The sequence below is a fragment of the Solidesulfovibrio carbinolicus genome, from assembly GCF_004135975.1.
Taxonomy (GTDB): Bacteria; Desulfobacterota; Desulfovibrionia; order Desulfovibrionales; family Desulfovibrionaceae; genus Solidesulfovibrio; species Solidesulfovibrio carbinolicus.
This window is the reverse complement of record NZ_CP026538.1, coordinates 4,262,394-4,280,861: the sequence shown is the minus strand read 5'-3', so window position 1 is coordinate 4,280,861 and position 18,468 is coordinate 4,262,394. Positions and strand designations below refer to the sequence as shown.

Sequence of the window (18,468 nt, the reverse complement as noted above, 5' to 3'; positions counted from 1 at the left end):
CTATTTCCCGGCGGCCCGCAGCAGCAGATCGAAGCCTTTTTCGATCCAGGCGGTTTTTGGCTGGGTGTACATGACCGGCGCAAGCAAGTCGGCGTCCGGGGGGATGATTCCCTCGGCCACGGCCCGGCGGGCCAGGGCGGTATGGGGCTCGACCCGGATGCTGTTGAGTTCGAAGTGGGCCTTTCTGCCCATCTCGCGGCGGGCCTTGAGGATAAAGCGCAGCATGGCCAGGGCGGCCCTGGCGGTCTGGCCGGGCGGGTTTTTAAAGAAATTGTAGCTGACCTCGAAACAGCCCAGGTCGCGCACCAGGGCGTAGGCGGCCTCGATCTCGGCCACGGACGAGGCCTTGCCCAGGGCGTTTAACGCCTCATCGCCAAAGGCGTCGGGGGAAAAGATCACGGTGTCGCAGCCGGCCCGGCGGGCCAGGATCAGGAAATCGCGCGTCAGCCCCCGTTCGGCGAACCAGGCCGACCAGGGCAAGGGCGAGCCGGCTTCGATAAGGGCCTCCAGGACGGCGGCGGCATGGTCGGCAGGCAGGTTGAAGACCGAATCGAGAAAGGTAAACCGCCGCGCGCCGTGGACGTCGCGAAGGGCGACGACCTCGGCCGCCACCTGCCGGGGCGCTTTGCGGCGGTAGCGCCGGCCGTTGAGGAACCCGTAGGGACAGTAGACGCAGGCAAGGGCGCAGCCGCGCTTGGTCTCGACGCCCACGCCCCAGGGCACGGCGACGTAGGGGGCCAGGGGCAGGATGGAAAAATCCGGCGAGGGCAGGGCGGCAAGGTCGATCTTGTCCGAGGGGCCGGTGAAAAACGGGCTGCCGTCTGCCCGGCGGGTCCAGAGCGAGGGTACGGCGGCCGGATCGCCGCCGGCTTGCAAGGTCGCGGCCAGGGCGGCGAAGGCGGCTTCGCCTTCCAGGGCCACGCCGTGGTCGATGGCCGGCCAGCCGGCCATGACGGCCTCGGCGAACATGGAAAAACCGGCCCCGCCGACCACCACCGGCCCGGATGTCTCCTGCCGGGCCACAGCCACGGTCTCGCCAAAGGGCGGCAGATAGGAGACGTTGACCCGGGTGTTGGTGGAGTCGATGTTGCGCAGGGATATGCCGGTGAGGTCCGGGGCGAAGTCGCGCAGGAACCCTGCCAGGGCGGGCATGGGGTCGCCGCTGGCCACGTTGGGGTCAAAGGCAGCCACGGTGTGTCCCGTGAGGCTGGCGGCCAGGGAGGCCAGGCCGATGGGAAAGACCGGGCCCGTGGCCCCGGGGCCGAGCCAGGATTGGACCAGGGCGATTCTCACGCGCGGTCCCCCGGCCGGGCGCGCCAGCTTCGGGCCAGGCGCAGGAGCTTTTTGACCGGTTCGGCCAGGGCGAACACTGCCCGCCAGACCGGGGCCATGACCGGCTGGGACAGGGGCACGGCCACGGCGTCGCAGGCCAGCCATGCCAGGAGCTTCGACGGCATCCGGCCGCCCTTGGCGAGCAGGATCAGCAGGTTGACGTAGTCCGGCCGGCGCATGGTGTAGCTTTTGGTATAGACCTGCCGGCGCTCGTCAGTGAGAAACCCGTCGGCGGCGGCCATGGCGTGGAGCTTGGTGCCGGGGTAGAGCACCAGCGAAAAGGGCTGCAAGCGGAAGGGCTTGGGGATCTGGGCGATGAAGCGCACCGATTCCAGACGGTCGGCCAGCGTCTCGTAGGGCGTGTCCAGGATGAAGTCGTAGCTCGGCGGCAGGAGCTTGTCCTTGTAGGCGTTGATGACGGCCATGGCTTGTAACATCACCGCGTTGCCCATGGCCTTGCGGTTGAACAGTTCCTGGATGCGGGCCGAGCCGGTCTGGACGCCCATTTGCAGATAACACAGTCCGGCGTCGGTCAGGGCGTCGAGCTTTTCCCGGGTGATGGTGGCCGGCGAACCGAGGCAGGTAAACGGCAGGCCGACCCGGGCCTTCCACTGGCGGCAAAACTCCCGGATTTCTTCCAGGGGCCGGGCGAAAAAGGCGTCGTCGGAGATCCAGACGTAGCCGATGTGGGGGAGAACCCGGCGCACGGTCTCCAGTTCGGCCATGACATGTTCGGTGCCGCGCCAGCGCAGATAGCCCTTGGCCCCGTACAGGGCCTTGACCGCGTCGTTGACGCAGTAGGCGCAGCGGTGCGGGCAGCCCCGGCCGGTCATGGTCTGGTAGCCGATCCGGCCCAGCAGCCGCGACACCGTGCCCCGGGCGAGCAGCGCCTCGGTCATGGCCGGGGTCAGGGGCACGATGCCGTTTTCGGCGTGCTCGGGGTCCCAGATGTGGTGGTCGTCGTGGGACCAGTCCGGGGGCGGCAGGCTGTCGAGGTCCTGGGTCAGGGGACGCACCGGATTTTGGGCCAGGGAGCCGTCGGCGCGCCGGGTCCAGATGTTGGGGATGGCCGTGGCGTCGCTGCCGGCCGCCAGGGCTTCGGCCAGATCGGCCATGGCTTCCTCGCCGTCGCCCACGCACACGTAGTCGGCGACGGCCAGGCATTCCTCGGGCCGGATGGTCGGATGCACCCCGCCCCAGACCACGGGCGGGCCGCCGGCGGCCGCAAGCGCCCGGGTGATCTGCACGGCGTTGTCCACGTAGTTGGTCATCAGCGACATCCCGACCAGGGAACAACCGGCGCACAGCCGGGCCAGATCGGCCATGACCCGGTCCGGGTAGCGGGCCGGGGCGTCCAGCAGGGCGTCACCCAGGGGATCGGGCAGAAGGATCAGGCGCACGGCCAGGCCCCGGGCCTTGAGAAAGGCGGCGATGGAGCGCAGGCCGTAAGCGGTGATGTCGGGATAGGGGGAGATCAGGGCGACGCGCATGGCGTGGTGTCCTTTGGCGCAACGTCGCGCCCAGGGGGTGTGCGATGCTGGCGATGGTCTGTCAAGGCAGGGGGGCGGCGGCCTGGGCCGTCGCGGCCGGGAGACGTCACCGGGTCGCTGCCTTGTAGGCCTTGTAGAAGTCGAGAATGTGCGGCGGGCAGCCGGCCACGAAGCGGGCCACGTTTCCCGGCCGGCGCACGTCAAAGGCCAGGGGCGCGGCGCAGGCCCCGAAGCACCACAGCTGGCCGGGCACGTTTGGCAGATTGACAGCCTGGGGCATGGGCACGCCGAGATAGACGGTGTGGGGCGTGCCGGCGGCGAAGCCGTCCTCGGACGCGAGCTTGTCCAGGGCGTGGCGCAGGGCCGACTGGCAGCCCTGGCAGGCCCCGCCTTCGATGACCCGCACGGCGGGATAGGCCCCCATGGAGCTGAGCACCGGCCGGGTAAAGCGTCGGCGGCAGCGGTCCGGATCGTCGCCGACCACGTCGATGGCGGCCAGGTCGGTCTCGCCCAGGCCCTCCTGGCGGGCCAGGCGCAGCATGGCCACCTCGTCGGCGGCGATGCCCATGAGGTCGGCGCAGACCGTATCCACGGCGCAGACGTCCGTGCCGGCCACGACGACGTTCATGTCCGGCAGGCTGGAGCCGGACAGCGGGGCCTGGCCCTGCACGGCCCACAGCCCGTCCACCACGGTCAGCCGGGGCCGGATGGCCCGCAGGATGTCCACGATCTTGAGGTTGATGTCGTTGCGGTGAAACGGCATCCGGTTGTCGTCGAGAATAAGTCCGTACTGGTTTTTGATGCCCAGGGTCACCAGGGTGTGCACGTGGGTCTTCATCTTGGGCAGGTTGATGTAGACGTCGGCCTCAAGCACGGCCCGGGGCAGGGGCACGGGGTCGAAGAGAAAGGCCCCGGGATTGGGCACCGGGACCGGCGGCTCGGCGTCGAAGGCCACCAGGGTCGCGCCTTCGGTTTCCAGGCGGCGCACGAAACCGGACAGGCCGGCGGTGGCCTCCAGCAGGGACAGGCCCCAGCCCGGATTGTCGCCCACGGCAACGGACCGCGCTCCGGACCGGACAAGGAGTCGGACCATGGCCAGGATCACCCGTTCGTCGGTGACCACCGACCGGGGGCTGGCCGGGTTGGGCCGCACGAGATTGGGCTTGAGAAAGACCGACTTGCCGCCAACCAGTCCGGGCAGGTCGCAGCAGGCGGCCACGGCCCGCGCGACGAGCCCCGTCACGGCGGCCAGGCCGGCCTCGGTGTAATTATCCGGGGCCTCGCCGATTACGGCGTGGGCGAGTCCGACACAAGGGCGCGCCATGCGATTTTGCCTCCTGGGGTGCGGGGAAGGGTGTCGCGGATTTCGATGACCCGCGGCATTTTCAGGCGGTGCAGCCGGCCGGACAGGAAGCGGCGCAGCTCGCCGGGACTTAAGGACGCGCCGTTTTTCGGGGCGACCACGGCCTTGGCCGCCTCGCCGCGCAGGGCGTCGGCCACGGGAATGACCACGGCCTCGGCCACGTCCGGGTGCTGGCGCAAGGCCTCCTCGATTTCCACGGGGAAGACCTTCATGCCTCCGACTTTGAGCAGCATGGACTGGCGGCCGGCAAAGAAAAAGCGTCCGTCTCCGTCGTGAAAGACCTCGTCGCCGGTGCGAAAGCGGCCGCCGTAGAGGCGAAATTCCGGTCGCGGCTCCTCGCCGAAATAGCCCGGGCACACGCCCGGCCCGGAAATCACCAGTTCGCCGGGTTCGCCGGGAGCGCAGGGCGAACCGTCCTCGCCCACGACGGCCACGTCGTAGCCGGGCACGGGCCGGCCCAGGCAGCACGGTTCGTATTCGTCGCCCGGCCGGTTGGCCAGGGCCACCCCCGTGGTTTCGGTGCTGCCCCAGACGGGCAGGATGGACGCGCCGAAACGCTGCCGCAGGCCGGCGGCCAGGGCCGAGGGCACGTGCATGCCGCCGGATTCGGCCAGGCGCACGGCGGCAAGCGGATTGTCCGCCCCGGCCGGCAGACGCAGCAAGGTTTCGTAGATGGCGGCCACGGCCATCAGCGCCGTGACTTTGTGGCGGGAACAGGCCTCGGCCACGGCCCGGGACGAGACCCGGTCGCAAAGGACCATGGTTCCGCCCAGGGCCAGGGGGCGCAGCAGGGTCTCGTGGGGGTGGACGAAAACCGGCATCATGCACAGGTGCACGTCGTCGGGGGTCAGGGCGAAAGCGTCTATGGCGGCCGCGGTATTGGCCAGGAGGTTGCCCAGGGTCGTCACCGCGCCCTTGGGCGCGCCGGTGGTGCCGGAGGTGAAGTTCAAATAGACCGGGTCGTCGGGTTGGACCCGGGGCAGGGCGGCCGGCATGGGGCCGGCGGCCAGCTCGGCCAGGACCGGCGTTCCCGCCGGAGCCGGCCCGTCGCAGACCACCGTGGGCAGGGGCGCGCCCTCGGGGTAAAGGGCGGCCAGGGCCGGCAGGTATTCGGCGGCCACGACCAGGACCGCCGGGGCCAGGCGGTCGAGGATGGCCCGGGTCACCTCAGGCGGCTGGTTGGGGTCCAGGGGGAAAAAGACGCCGCCGGCCGCGGCGGCGGCCAGGAAGGCGGTAACAGCCTGGGGCGTTTTACGGGCATAGACGGCCAGGCGTTGGCCCGGGGCCAGACCCAGGTTCGCCAAACCGCCGGCCAGACGCAGGGCGGCCTCGGCCAGGGCTTCGTGGGACACGGACGCGTCGCCGGCCAGGATGGCCGTCGCGCCGCCTCGGATCCCGGCGTTTCGACGCAGCAGCCCGGCCAGGGTTTCGTCATTTTGGACCATGTCCCGACATACTGCATAGAAAAGAATTATGGCAAGGCATTCCAGGGGCCTTGGGACGATTGCCGGGCCGAACGTTCCGGTATACATGCAGTCCGCGAGGGCATGGCGCGTCGGCCCGAGCCGCTTGGCGCATGATACGGACGCGTGGAGATTTTATGAAACTGCACCGATATTACCCTGGACTCATGGCCGCTGTGCTTCTGGTTTGCCTGATGGCGCTGGCCGCCGGCCCGGCTGGCGCGGCCAAGGCTGATGACGACGGCAAGCCGCTGAAGACCGGCGTTACGATAACCGGCATCGTTGAGGACGACTATGCCGACGGCCTGCTCGTCACCACCGAGGACGGCACCAGCTACATGGTGCTGACGCCCGAGGAAGTGAGCCTGGAGCAGGAAGAGACATTTCACAAGAAGTTCAAGGGACAGTCCGTGACGCTGACGGGCAATGTCTTTCGGGATGAGGACGGGTCGCTGAGTCTGTTTGTGATGAGTTTGCCGGCCAAATAAGCTTGCTTGGAACCGATGCCTTTTCGGGAAAAACACCGAGTCATGTGTTGGCAGGCGCTGGTTCCCGGCAAGCAACGGTTGAAGATTGCCCTGGCGGCGCGTTAGCTATCCGTTGGAACGAACGATGAAAATTTTCAGTGCTTGGCTCCGTATCGCCCGACTCGGAGCGCAGGGCGTAAAGTCTTGCTCGCTTTTTTCTGCCTGAATGTTGTCCCGGATCTGTCTGTCTCCAGGAGCATCGTTACGAGGGCGCCGGCTTTCTGGAAACTATTGGCGTTTGGTCGGCGTAAAGATTCGCACTAGGCCAAGAAACGCAGCGGCAAGGTCTTTCCAGGCCCAGCCCCAAAGGTGCTTCTCGTGATTTGGTTTGTAAGCGCCCTGGGTATGGAGCGTCATGTTGTCGCCCCGGCGACCGATAAGGCTCGAGGGGCCAACTTCGGGTCTGGGTTGCTCGGAAGATGTGGCGGACACGGTTTCCGTCTGAGGCTCTGGTTTGTATTGCAGATTCAAGGGGCCTTTCAATTGCTCATCAAGCATGACCGCTCCTTCTCGGGGCAGCGTCAAGGCATACCCATCCGGGGATGATTTCTTCCTAGAAGCGAACCCCCTATTTTGCAAGTCTTTCGCCCGGACAAGTGTTGACCCGCACAGACCCGCCGGGTCGGCGAACACGCGAGGTAGCCCATTTCCATGGCCAGCGAGACGTTCAGACACAATACGGGCATGATGTGTTTTCTGCTGTTGGCGAGGCATTACGGCATAGACTTGACCATGGACAGCCTCTCGCATCGTTATGGTATTCATGACGATTCGATCTCTATGAAACAGTTGGGGCGCATGGGCAAGGATAACAACTTCAAGACGCGTCAAATTAAACTCGGTTGGAAGAGGCTCTTTTTCCTTGGCAACGTTTTCCCGCTCATTGCCCGACTGCGTTCCGGCAAGTATATCATAGTTTCCGGCGTCCGCAACGACTACAATGACGGTGACGTCGCGATCGTCGATCCGAGCCTTGGGACGTTGGAGTTTCAGTTCCTTGATCAAGCGACTATGGAATCACAATGGGATGGCGACGCCCTCCTGTTTAAAAAAATCTATACCACCAAGGATACCCACAAGCCGTTTGGGCTGGACTGGTTCATCCCTGAAATCGCTCGACACAAGTCCCTGTTCCGTGATGTGGCGTTGGCCACGATTTTTGTGAACTGCCTGGCGATCGCGTTTCCTGTCTATATCCAGCTGGCTTTCGACAAGGCCGTCGGCCATCGAGCCCTTTCCACGCTTCTTGTTTTGTCCGTCTCCATGATTGCGGTGACGATTTTCGATCGAGTGCTGCAATATCTCAAAGACTTCATTATCCTGTTTGCCACCAGCAAGATAGATCTTCGTCTCGACAAGACCATCTTCAGCCATATTCTGCGGCTGCCCATCGATTTTTTTGATTTTACGCCCATCGGTCTGATTACCCGGTATATGTTTCAAAAAGAACGTATCCGGGAATTCATGACTGGCTCCCTGTTGACGACGCTGTTCGACCTGAGCACCATTGTCGTTGTGCTTCCCGTGTTGTTCTTCTATTCTTGGAAGATGACGTTCATCGTTATAGCGATGACCTCTCTTGTTACCCTGATCATGTTCGTGACCATGAAGAGTTTTCGTTACGCGATGCACCAGTTGCAGCACGCCGAATCCGTGAAAAACCGCTACATGGTTGAAACCCTGCGCGGCATGGCCACCATCAAGGCCCTGGCCCTCGAACCGACCCGGTTCAGACGCATCGAGGCCGACGCGGCCCAGACCATTTCGCGGAATTTCCAAATCCGCAAGCTTTCCCTGAAAGTTCGTGGTTTTAGTGAATTTCTTCAGGCCCTGCTTCGCGTCCTGCTCATCTGGTACGGCTGCCATTTGGCCATTGACCAGGAGATGACCGCTGGCGGCCTCATCGCTTTCGTCATGCTCAGCAACCTGATCACCGCGCCGATGTGCAAGATCGTTTCCCTGCTCCACGAATACCAGGAAGTCGCCGTGTCCGTGGGCATGCTTGGCCTCATTCTCAACCGCCCCACCGAGCAGTCCCACAACGTCAGGGGGCTCACGTCGCCTATCGCGGGTTCCATCGGCATTGAACGCGTGACCTTCCGCTACGCGGCCAGCGCGCCTCCAGCCCTCACCGACATTTCCCTGTACTTTCCGGCCGGCTCCATCATCGGCGTCGTGGGTCGTTCCGGTTCCGGCAAATCGACCCTGACGCGGCTTATCCAGGGGCTGTATCCCCTGCAGCAGGGGCGCATCACCTTCGACGGCACGGACATGCGGGACTTCGATCTGGCCCACATGCGGCGCTCCATCGGCGTGGTGCTCCAGGAAAGTTTCCTGTTCGAAGGCTCCATCCGGGAGAACATCGCCATCACCAAACCTTCGGCCACCTTCGAGGAAATCGTGTTCGCCGCGCGCATGGCCGGGGCCGACGAGTTCATCCAGAACCTGCCCAACGGCTACGACACGCCGCTTTACGAGGGCGGTTCCAACCTCTCCGGCGGCCAGCGCCAGCGGGTGTCCATCGCCCGGACGCTGTTGACCCAGCCGTCCATCCTCATCCTGGACGAAGCCACCAGCGCCCTGGACGCCGAGTCCGAGGCCATCATCCAGGCCAACCTCACGGCCATCGCCCACGGCCGGACCATGCTCATCGTGAGCCACCGCCTGTCCATGCTCACCATGTGCCATTCGATCATCGTGATGGAAAAGGGGCAGATCATCGGCAACGCCCCCCATGATGAACTGCTGCGCACCTGTCCGCTTTACGCCGACCTCTGGTACAAGCAGAACCGGCACGTCATGGGCGAGCTGCAGGGCCGGGCCTGAGCCAAGCGTCTTCCCGGCTGCTTAAGCCATGCCGACCTGGGCCTTCTGGGCCTTGAGTTCCTTGCGCCATTGCAGGATCAGGAAACCGAAGGGAACCAGGGCCAATACTTCCGGGATCTCGCGCACGCCCAGCCGGCAGGTGGCGAAATAGAGCCCCGCGCCGGCCAGGCAGGCCGCCGCGATGCGCCACATGGACTTGAGGTCGATGATGCGCATGGTGATCTGGCAGTAGGTGGTGGTGGTCACGGCCACGGCCGCCTTGGTGATGAGCATGGACAGGCAGGCGCCGAGCAGCGGGTCCATGGGAATGAGCGTGGCGCACAGGACGAGGTTTAGGGCCAGCCCGCCGATGTAGACGAACAGCAGCAGCCGCTGCTTGCCCTGGCTCATCATGAGATAGGCGGCGAGGTTGTGGATGAAGCCGCAGATGATGGTGCCGACCAGCCATTTTTGCATCCACATGGCGTCGTAGTAGGCCCCGCCGTAGATCAGGCCGATCAAACGGTCGGACTCGATATACAGCACGAACATGATGGGAATGGACGCGCCGATGAGCCAACGCACGGAGTTGTTGGCCAGACGGGTGAATTCGCTCTTGTCGCTTTTCCACAACCGCACGAACAGCGGGTAGAGGATGCTGCGCAGGAGCAGGTTGGAGACCAGGATGGAGATGCCGTCCACCAGCTCCCAGGTGACGCTGTACTGGGCCACCTTGGTGGGGCCGGCCTGATTTTGCAGGAAGTAGAGGTTGGCCTTGTTGTAGAGGATGGCGGCCAGGGCCATGAGCACGAAGACCATGCCGTTTTTGGCCGTGGCCCAGGTGCGGGCCAGGGATTTGCGCTTAAGCGACAGGCCGTCGAAATTGGTGAATTTGAGCGCCATCCAGACGCCGCCGATGAGGTTGACGACGTTTTCAATGAGCTTGAACAGTGCGATCCAGTGCGGCGCGGCTCCAAGGGCCAGAAGCGAAATGGCGTAGCCGTAGCCCAGGATGCCCGACACCACCCGGATGCGGCCCTCGATGTCCTGCCGGCCTTCCACCCGGATGGCCACGAAAAACGAGCTGGCGATGGCTTCCAGGCCCACGCCGGCCGAGATGACCAGGACGAGGTTTTTGAGTCCCGGCGTATAGCCCTGCCAGTGGATGAAGACGGCCACGCCCAGCCAGCCGGCCACCAGGAGCGCGCCCTTGAGCAGGGTGTACTGGGCCAGGATGTCGCCCTTGTGGCTGTACTTCTTGCACAGCGACGAGACCAGGGGTTGGTTGAGGCCGAATTCGCCGAGAAAAAGGATGATGGAGGCCAGGCCGAAAGCGACCATGAATTCGCCGTAGTCGCTGGAGGACAGGCGAGCAAGGTAGATCAGGAAAAAGGTATGCAGGCCGTCGTGAATCCACTGCGCGCCGGCCAGTTGCAGAAATTTGGACAGGATGCCGTAGGACGGCTTGGACGTTTTGCTTGGCTCGGGGGATTTGGGGGGCATCAGGTGTTCCCCCTTCCGGCCGCGCGGGGCGGCCGGAAGGGAAGTTCAGACGGTACGACTAGCGGCCCTTGGTCTTTTTCTTGGCGGCCTTGCCGGCTTTCTTGGCCGGCTTTTCGGCGGCGGGCTTGGCCGTCTTGGCGGGCTTGGCCGGTTTGGCTTCGGCGGCCGGCGCCGCTTTGACGGCCTTGGCCGGTTCCGGAGCAGCCGGCGCGGGCGTCGGTTCCGGGGCCGGGGCCGGTTCGGGCGCGGCCACGGCCGGCGGCAGATCCACCTTCACCACGGGATCGCTGATGCCCTTGGTGGCCGGGGCGGTCTCGATGCGGGGGGCCGGCACGGGCTGCGGCTCAGGTTCCGGCTGCGGCTCTGGGGCCGGCTCCGGCTCCGGTTCCGGTGCAGGAGCAGGAGCCGGTTCGGGCTGGGGTTCGGGTTCCGGCTCAGGCGTCGGCTCCGGTTGGGGCGCGGGCTCGGGGGCTGGAGCGGGTTCCGGCCGCGGCTCGGGCTGGGCCACGGGTTCGGGTTCCGGGGTCGGTTCGGGAGCCGGGGTCGGTTCGGGCTGGGGCGCGGGGGTCGGCTCAGGTTCCTTCACCGGCTCAGGAGCGGGTTCGGGAGCCTTGACGGGTTCGGCGGCCGGCTCGGCAGCCGCCTGGGGCGCGGGAGCCGGGGCCGTCTTGGCCCCGCCGCCGCAGCAGCCGCGCGGGGCGCACTGAATAAACGCGCCGAACTTCTCCAGCTCGTCCACCCGGCAGCTCCAGACCAGCTTGTCCTGGTAGTAGATGGCGTCGGGGCAGCCGTCGCACATGTTCTGGCGGCCGTCGTCAAAGAGGTCGCAGGGCTGGATGACCATGATGGACTGGATGTGGATGGGCTTGGTCCACTGCTTGGGCTTGAGCAGCAGCCGGCCGAAAATCTTGCGCAGGCTCTTGTTGAAAGGGGTCAGGAAGATGAGCTTTTGCAGCCAGGCCGTCCAGCAGGGCCGGGTGTAGGCCAGGTAGGTGCCGAAAAGCACGTGGTGGAAGGCCTGCATCCATTCGGCGAACTTGGCGTCGAGGTAGCCGAAGATCTCGTCCTTGGTGCCGGCGCGCAGCGTCAGCAACCACTTCATGGTGCGCGGGTCCTCGGTGCCGTTGAGATAGGCGCAGGGCTCGTGGTCCGGATAGGCCAGCCGGATGGCGTCGGCGATCTCCTGGGAGACGAGGTCCTCGTGGTTTTCCTGATGGTCGAGCTGGTAGACGAGGTTGCCGACGTCCACGGGCTTGCCGTTGGCGAACACGTCGAAATCGCCGCGCTTTCGGGCCGAGCGGAAGAGAATGTAGACCATGGTCTGGACCAGGTCGATGTGCTCGTGGGCCCAGCGGGTGAGCATGGGGATGTCGGCCAGGGTGTCGCGGTAGATGGTGGCGTTAAACGAACACGACACCGTGCCGCCGCTGTGCTCGTGGATCATTTCGGCGAGTTTGAGGCGCAGGGCGCACAGGTCTTTCTCGCTGGCCCCTTTCCAGCCGGGGCGGACCTGGTGGGAGTCCACGTGCATGGTGAACCCGACCACGCCGGCGGCGGTCAGTTCGCGCACCAGCTCCGGGGTCAGCGCCTGGCCGTTGGAATTGATGATGGGCTTCCAGCCCTGGGCCGCGACGTAACGCACCAGGGGCACGATGTCGGGGTAAATAAGCGGCTCGCCGCCGGCAATGGAGATGCCGTCGGTGCGACGCATCTTTTTCACCTGCTCCAGATCGCGGATGACGTCGGCCAGGGGTTTGTGGCCGAAGGGATCGTTCTCGCGGTAGCAGCCTTCGCAGTACAGGTTGCACTTGGTCGTCGGCTCAAGCCAGGTGATGGCGTTGTCGGCCAGGTTCCAGGGCATCCGGTAGTACAGATGCGGCGTCAGCGGGCGTTTTCTCATGGCGGTTGCATCCATTGGGCAGGGTATTTGCCGCTTTGGCGGCGACTCGGCGTTTGCGTTACCGCAAATGGCCGGGGCTGGCAACCGCGACGCCCGGGAATCGGGTCTTTTCGCGGGCCGGCCGGGTTTGGGGCGCGAGGAGACGGTCTGCGCAGCTCTCGGACCCTGCGGGCGCAAGAGGGCTGGTTTAGAAGCCCTTGTCCAGGGCGCCGACGATGGCTCCGGGCGCGCCGCCGGCCGTGCGCGGCATGAAGCGGCCCAAAAGCGGCAGGCGGCGCGCCGCCTCGCGGAAGGCGGCCGAGCGGCGCAGGTTGACCACGAGCAGGGTGAGGATCATGACCGGAAAAGGCGCGATCTGGAACAGCGTGCCGGACAGGCCCGGCAGCACGTCCTGGAGCGCTATGCCCGAGACCTGGATGGCGGCGAAGAACAGCGCCCCAAGGGCCACCCGCACCGGTTTCCAGCCGCCGAAGATGACGATGGCCAGGGCAATCCAACCCGCGCCCTCGCAGCCCTGGGGATGGCCCCAGCCGGGCTTGACGGCCAGGGAATAAAAACCGCCGGCCAGCCCCCCCAGGGCTCCGCCGATGAGCGCGCAACCGAACTGCACTTTCTTTACGGCCAGCCCGCGCGCGGCGGCCGCCGCCGGGGCTTCGCCCACGGCCCGCACCACCAGCCCCGGCCGGGTGCGCATGAGGAAAAACCAGACCACGGCCACGGCCACGAGGCTGAGCATCACCACCGGACTTTGGCGAAAGACGGCCGGGCCGATCAGCGGCAGGTCGGAGAGCCCCGGGATGGCCAGCGCGCCGAGATCCGGGCCGGGTTGCCTCGCCTGGGCATGGCCCATGAAATAGGCCAGCTCCCGGCAAAAGAGCGTCAGCACAAAGCCCACGGCCAGCTCGGATGCACCGAGGAAAAGCCCGAAAACGGCCAAGACGGCGGCAATGGCCGCGCCGGAGCCGGCCCCGGCGACAAGCCCCAGCCACGGGTCGCCCGTGGCCCGGGCGGCGGCAAAGGCGGCCATGGCGGCGAAAAGCACCGTGCCGTCCATGGACAGGTTGATGACCCCGGCCCGTTCGGACACGGTTTCGCCCAGGGCGGCCAGAATCAGCGGCGCGGCGGCGAACAGCACGGCCCCGAGCAGGGCGGCGGCGTAATCCAGCGTCATGGCCGGCCTCCGCCGAGTCCGGCCGGCAGGATGCGCCGGGCGGCGAAAAGGGTCAGCACCAGCACCCCCTGGACCACGCCGGCCAGGGAGGAATCCAGCGACAGGGACAGGGGCAGCTGGATGGAGCCCACGGTGAGCACGGCGAAAAAGAGACAGGCCAGGGGCAGAAAACGCAGGCTGCCCGAGGCCAACAGCACAGCCATGATGGCGGTGTAGCCGTAGTTGCCGGAGATCGACGGGATGAGGCGGTGGTAGAGCCCGGCCACCAATATGCCGCCGGACAGGCCGGCCAAGGCCCCGCCGATGGCCATGGCGGCCAGCATCCGGCGTTTGGGCGAAAGGCCCAAACGTTCGGCGGCCATGGCGTTTTGGCGCACGGCGGACAGGGTCAGGCCGAAAAAGGTGCGATGCAGCAGCCAGGCCACGAAGACAAAGGCGCACACGGCCAGGACAAGGCCCCACAGGCTCATGGGCTTGCCGCCCAGGGCCGGCAGCCACAAGGCGGCGGGCAGCGGCTCGGTGCCGGACATGGAGGCCATGCCCGGGCGCTTCCAGGGGCCAAGGATCAGCCACAACGACACGCCCATGGCCACGAAATTAAGCCCCAGGCCGGAGAAAATCTCATGGACCCGGCCGTGGGTGCGCAGGACGCCCGAGAGCAGCGCCCAGGCCATGCCGCCGACCATGGCCGCAATCAGGGAGCCGGCCACGGCCAGCTCACCCGGCAGGCCGCCGGTGAGGCCGAAATCGCGCAAAAACCAGAGGCAAAAGACCGAACCCAGGGTGATCTGGCCTTCCACGCCGATGTTCCAGAGGTTGGCGGCAAAGGTGACGCACAGGGCCGTGCCGCACAACAGCAGCGGGACCAACGCCGAGAGCGTGCGCAGCCAGGCCTGGCCCGAGCCCAGGCCGCCGGAAAGCATCACGGCCAGGGTGTCGATGGGCGGCGCGCCGGCGGCGGCCACGATGGCGAGCGTCACGCCCAGGGCCAGGGCCAGGGACAGGCCGGCCCGGCGCAGGAAGGCGGCGCGGTCGGTCATTGGGGCATCTCCCCCGGGGCCAGACGGCCGGTCATGAGGTCGCCCACGCAGCCGGCGTCAAAGACCCCGGCGCGCAGGTCGGCGACCAGGGCGCGGTTGTAGAAGACGAGAACGCGCCCGGCCTGGGCCAGGAGTTCGTCGAGATCCTCGGAAAAAAAGACCACGGCCGCGCCGCCGGCGGCGCGCTGGCGGAAATGGTCCCAGATCTGGGCGATGGAGGCGGCGTCCAGGCCCCGGGTGGGGTTGTCGGCCAAAAGCAGCCGCGTGTCGTCGGGCACAAGGGAGAGCAGCAGGCGCTGCTGGTTGCCGCCGGAAAGCCGGGCGGCCGGGGCGTGGGGCTGGTTGGTCAGGCGGAAGCGGCCCACGCAGCGCTCCTCGAAAATGGCCCGGGCCTCGTCGCGCCGGTCCGGGAAGGCCAGGCGCACATGGTCCAGCAGGGTCAGGCCCGGAAAAAGGCCCTCTTCCATGCGCGAGGCGGGCAGATAATGGACGGCGGCGTCGAGAAAGCGCTTGTGGGGCTTGCCAGCCAGTTCCCGGCCATCGACCCGAAGCCTGCCGGCCACGGCCGGGGCGATGCCGGCCAGACCGCGCAGGAAGGCTTCCTGGCCGCCGCCGGAAATGCCGGCCACGCCGACGATCTCGCCCGGGCGCACGTCCAGGGAAAAGGGTTCGAGCACGAGTTTTTCATCGGCGATGACGGCGTCGCGCACGGTCAGCAGGCTCTCGCCGCTGCTGGCGGTGGGCCTGGGCGGGACGGCGGCCTGACAGGCGCCGTCGGCCCCGAACATGGCCCCGAGCAGGGCCTTGGGGTCCAGCGGCGCGGCGAAATGCCCCACCACCTTGCCCTGGCGCAGCACCGTGGCCTCGTCGCAAAGCTCCCTGGCCTCGGCCAGTTTGTGGGTGACCAGCACCACCGAGCGCTGGCCGTCGGCCACAAAGGCCCGCAGCACGTCGAACAGGGCCGCCTTCTGGGCCGGGGAGATGCCGGAGGTGGGTTCGTCGAGGATGAGCAGACGCACGTCGCGGTCAAACAACCGGGCCAGCTCCAGATGCTGGCGGGCGGCCACAGAGAGGCTGCCGACCGCCACGTCCGGGGGCAGGTCGAAGTCCATGCGCCGGCACACGGCGTCCAGGCGCTCCCGGGCTTGCCTGCGGGACAGGACCGGGCCGCCGCCCAGGGCGAAGTTTTCCCACACGGCCAGCGGCGGGAAATCCAGCGGGTCCTGGGCCAACATGCCGATGCCAAGCCGGCCGGCCCCGTCGGGGTCCAGGCGGGCATAGGCCGTGCCGTCCACGGAGATGGAGCCGGCGTCCGGGGCCAGGACGCCGCACATGACACGCATGAGCGTTGATTTCCCGGCCCCGTTTTCGCCCAGGATGCCGTGGACGCGGCCCGGCGCGAAGCGCGCCGTCACGTCGTCGTTGGCGGCAAGCGCGCCGAAGCGCTTGACGATATGGGACAGCACGACGTCCACGGGCAGTCCTTTGCTGGCAGCGCCCCCCTACTTGGAGGCGCTGGCTCCGTCCATGCCGCGCAGCAGCTGCGGGCAAAACCAGATGTCCTTGTCCGTGGCCACGGAACCGGCCTGCACAAAGACCGCGCCGTCCTGGTACTCCAGGGGGCCGGCATAGAGATTGATCTTGCCCGAGCCAAGGTCGGCAATGAACTGGTTGAGGGCCTTTCTGGCCTCTGGGGCCAGGGCGTCGCCTTCGGTGAAGCCGATGGGGCTCTTGTCCGGGTCGTTTAGGGCGGCGAAATCCGGGGCCAGCCATTCAAAGGACGGCTTGTAGGTTCCGGCGGCCACGGCCTTGGCCACGGTCAAAAGCGGCGGACCCCAGTTGAAGTAGGGCGCGCCCAGGCAGACCTCGGGCGCGGCCTGGCAGGCCAGCTTGTAGTCGTAGGGCAGGGCGTAGACGTCGGCCCCGGCCTTTTTGCGCGCCCCGGCCACGGTGAGGGCCTCGGGGGTGTCGATGCCGGAGATGACCACGTCGTAGCCCTGGTCAAAGAACGATCCGGCCACCTGGTTGGGGTCGGAGGTCACGCCCGGGATATTGAACCAGAAACCGATCCAGCTGACCTTGAAGGACAAGTCCTCGGCCTTTTTGCCGCGCACCTTTTCCCAGGCGTAGCGCGCGCCGAGGTAGGCGGCGTTGGCCAGACGACGGGTTTCGTCGTTGATCAGCGGCCCAAGGAAGCCGATCTTGCCGGTCTTGGTGGTCATGGCGGCGGAAAAACCGGCCATCATCTTGGCGTATTCCATCTTGGAGAAGATGTTGCCCAGGTTTTTCGGGGCCTTGCCGGTGAGCGCGTCGTCGCCGGAAATATGGACGAACATGAGGTCGGGATGGGCCTCGGCGGCCTCGCGGATGCCGTCCTTCATGTCGTCGGAGCCGGCCAGGATCAGGGTCGCGCCCTTGGCGGCCAGATCGTCCACCAGCTGGGGAATGGTGACGCCGGGACGGTCGGCCGGGTTGACCTTGTCGAGGTAGAGCATTTTCGCGCCGGGCAGCTTGGCCTCGACGTATTTGCCGCCCTCGTACTGGGCCTGGCTGTAGCCTTTGTCGTTGTAGGGGCCGACGAGCAACATGCCGAAGGTCAGCGGCTTGTCGGCGGCCAGGGCGGAGCCGGCCAGAACGGCCAACAGGGCGGCGACGGCCGCCAGGATGGTGAGGCGACGCATGGGGTTCTCCTTGGGCTGGGATTGGCGTGGGCGCACTGTAAAAAAACCGGAAACTTTATGCCAGGGGCCGTGGTCAGGAACGGCCCGGCAGACGGCCGTCGCGCAAAAAGGCGTCGATAAGGCCGAACACGTCCTGGTTGCCGCAAAACCGGCCGCCGGCAATACGCTGGCGCATGGCCGGCAGGGCGGCTTCGAAATCCGGGATGAGCCCGGGGGTAAGGCGCTCCATGGAGGCGGCCTTTCCGTAGCCCAGGCGTTCCAGGTAGATGGCGTTTAACTGCTGCTCGAAAGCCCCGGCCACCGGGAAGGACAGGACCGGTTTGCCGTAAAAAAGGGCCTCGCTCATGAGATTGTGGCTGCCGCCGCAGATGACGTAGGCGCAGGAAGCCAGATCGTCAAGAAAGCCGTCCTCGGCGTAGCTGCGAAAGGTCAGGTTGCCGTCAACGTTGTCCACCTTGTAGCCGTAGACCCGGAATTCCCGGTCAATGGTCTTGAGGTAGGGGGCAAAGGCGTCGCAGATGCCGCAGCTTTGGTAGACGAGGATGTGGCTGCCCTGGCTCGGGCTGCGGTCAATGACGCTCTGGCGCAGGATGGGCGGGGCGACCATGGCCCTGGCTCCGGGCTTGGCCGGGGGTTGGAAAAACGAGATGGCCAGATAGTCGGAACAGGCGGAAAACAGGAACCGGATGGAGGCCCGGATGCCCAGGTAGTCGGGATACAGCCGCCAGGGCACGGGGTGGTCGCAGCAGGAAATGACGTGCTGGTGGTCGATGGACAGGCAGGGGATGCCGGCGCGTTTGGCGGCGATGGGCACGAAATATTCGTAGTCGGCAATGGCGGCGTCGGGCTTGAAGTCGGCGATGAGCCGGGCCAGGCGGGCCAGTTCCGAGGGGCGTTTGATGAGGGTGCGGGCGGCGAGCTTTAAGGTCGCCGGGGTGTCCAGGCGCTGGTTCTTGTAGCGGGTGCCGGGATTCTCGAAGCGTTCGACCCGGAATTCGCGGGACAGCAGGCCCGCCCCTTCCTCGCTGGAGACAAAGAGGAATTCATGGCCCAGGGCGGCCAGCCGCCGGGCGAGAATGAGGGCGCGTATGGCGTGTCCGTGCTGGGTGCCGTGAACGCCGTAGAGGATGCGGGCCATGGGTGGTGTCGCGTCTCCGATGGAAATATGGGGCGCTGCCGGCGGCGCGCAGCCC

14 protein-coding genes are annotated in these 18,468 nt (G+C 66.4%); 2 read left to right on the top strand and 12 right to left on the bottom strand.

Annotated features, from left to right (window positions below; genetic code table 11):
- The 4 genes from C3Y92_RS19165 to C3Y92_RS19150 form a co-directional block, all read right to left on the bottom strand.
- Window positions 1-1,293 carry a B12-binding domain-containing radical SAM protein gene (locus C3Y92_RS19165; protein ID WP_129355346.1) on the bottom strand — a complete coding sequence of 431 codons (1,293 nt, stop codon included), beginning with the start codon at window positions 1,291-1,293 and terminating at the stop codon, window positions 1-3.
- Window positions 1,290-2,822, bottom strand: a complete 1,533-nt coding sequence (locus C3Y92_RS19160; protein ID WP_129355344.1) for a B12-binding domain-containing radical SAM protein — start codon at window positions 2,820-2,822, stop codon at window positions 1,290-1,292. Before C3Y92_RS19160 ends, C3Y92_RS19165 begins: the two co-directional genes overlap by 4 nt.
- A 106-nt stretch (window positions 2,823-2,928) precedes the next feature.
- On the bottom strand, window positions 2,929-4,146 hold the full coding sequence (locus tag C3Y92_RS19155) for a DUF362 domain-containing protein (protein ID WP_129355342.1): 1,218 nt from the start codon (window positions 4,144-4,146) through the stop codon (window positions 2,929-2,931).
- Window positions 4,110-5,630, bottom strand: a complete 1,521-nt coding sequence (locus tag C3Y92_RS19150) for a class I adenylate-forming enzyme family protein (protein WP_129355340.1) — start codon at window positions 5,628-5,630, stop codon at window positions 4,110-4,112. Before C3Y92_RS19150 ends, C3Y92_RS19155 begins: the two co-directional genes overlap by 37 nt.
- Before the next feature lie 155 nt (window positions 5,631-5,785).
- Between C3Y92_RS19150 and C3Y92_RS19145 the strand changes: the two genes are divergently transcribed.
- Window positions 5,786-6,136, top strand: a complete 351-nt coding sequence (locus C3Y92_RS19145) for a hypothetical protein (RefSeq protein ID WP_129355338.1) — start codon at window positions 5,786-5,788, stop codon at window positions 6,134-6,136.
- Between the two features lie 267 nt (window positions 6,137-6,403).
- On the opposite strand, the gene C3Y92_RS19140 is transcribed toward C3Y92_RS19145, so the two are convergent.
- Window positions 6,404-6,673 carry a hypothetical protein gene (locus C3Y92_RS19140; RefSeq protein WP_129355336.1) on the bottom strand — a complete coding sequence of 90 codons (270 nt, stop codon included), beginning with the start codon at window positions 6,671-6,673 and terminating at the stop codon, window positions 6,404-6,406.
- 153 nt (window positions 6,674-6,826) lie between these two features.
- On the opposite strand from C3Y92_RS19140, the gene C3Y92_RS19135 reads away from it, so the two are divergent.
- Window positions 6,827-9,001 carry a peptidase domain-containing ABC transporter gene (locus C3Y92_RS19135; protein ID WP_129355334.1) on the top strand — a complete coding sequence of 725 codons (2,175 nt, stop codon included), beginning with the start codon at window positions 6,827-6,829 and terminating at the stop codon, window positions 8,999-9,001.
- A gap of 21 nt (window positions 9,002-9,022) precedes the next feature.
- Here C3Y92_RS19135 and C3Y92_RS19130 read toward each other — a convergent pair whose 3' ends face one another.
- The 7 genes from C3Y92_RS19130 to C3Y92_RS19100 form a co-directional block, all read right to left on the bottom strand.
- Window positions 9,023-10,483 (bottom strand): lipopolysaccharide biosynthesis protein, encoded by a 1,461-nt coding sequence (locus C3Y92_RS19130; RefSeq protein WP_129355332.1) that lies wholly within the window; start codon window positions 10,481-10,483, stop codon window positions 9,023-9,025.
- Between the two features lie 58 nt (window positions 10,484-10,541).
- A complete protein-coding gene (locus C3Y92_RS19125; protein WP_129355330.1) occupies window positions 10,542-12,383 on the bottom strand; it encodes a radical SAM protein in 1,842 nt (613 codons plus the stop codon).
- Window positions 12,384-12,570: 187 nt separating this feature from the next.
- Complete coding sequence (locus C3Y92_RS19120) at window positions 12,571-13,554, bottom strand: ABC transporter permease (protein ID WP_129355328.1); 984 nt, start codon at window positions 13,552-13,554, stop codon at window positions 12,571-12,573.
- A complete protein-coding gene (locus C3Y92_RS19115) occupies window positions 13,551-14,594 on the bottom strand; it encodes an ABC transporter permease (protein WP_129355326.1) in 1,044 nt (347 codons plus the stop codon). The genes C3Y92_RS19120 and C3Y92_RS19115 overlap by 4 nt, the downstream gene beginning before the upstream one ends.
- The gene (locus C3Y92_RS19110; protein WP_129355324.1) at window positions 14,591-16,069 is read right to left on the bottom strand and encodes an ABC transporter ATP-binding protein; all 1,479 of its coding nucleotides are present in this window, start codon (window positions 16,067-16,069) and stop codon (window positions 14,591-14,593) included. Before C3Y92_RS19110 ends, C3Y92_RS19115 begins: the two co-directional genes overlap by 4 nt.
- Before the next feature lie 27 nt (window positions 16,070-16,096).
- A complete protein-coding gene (locus C3Y92_RS19105) occupies window positions 16,097-17,275 on the bottom strand; it encodes a BMP family lipoprotein (RefSeq protein ID WP_129355322.1) in 1,179 nt (392 codons plus the stop codon).
- Between the two features lie 73 nt (window positions 17,276-17,348).
- On the bottom strand, window positions 17,349-18,413 hold the full coding sequence (locus tag C3Y92_RS19100; protein WP_129355320.1) for a glycosyltransferase family protein: 1,065 nt from the start codon (window positions 18,411-18,413) through the stop codon (window positions 17,349-17,351).
- Between the last annotated feature and the right edge of the window lie 55 nt (window positions 18,414-18,468).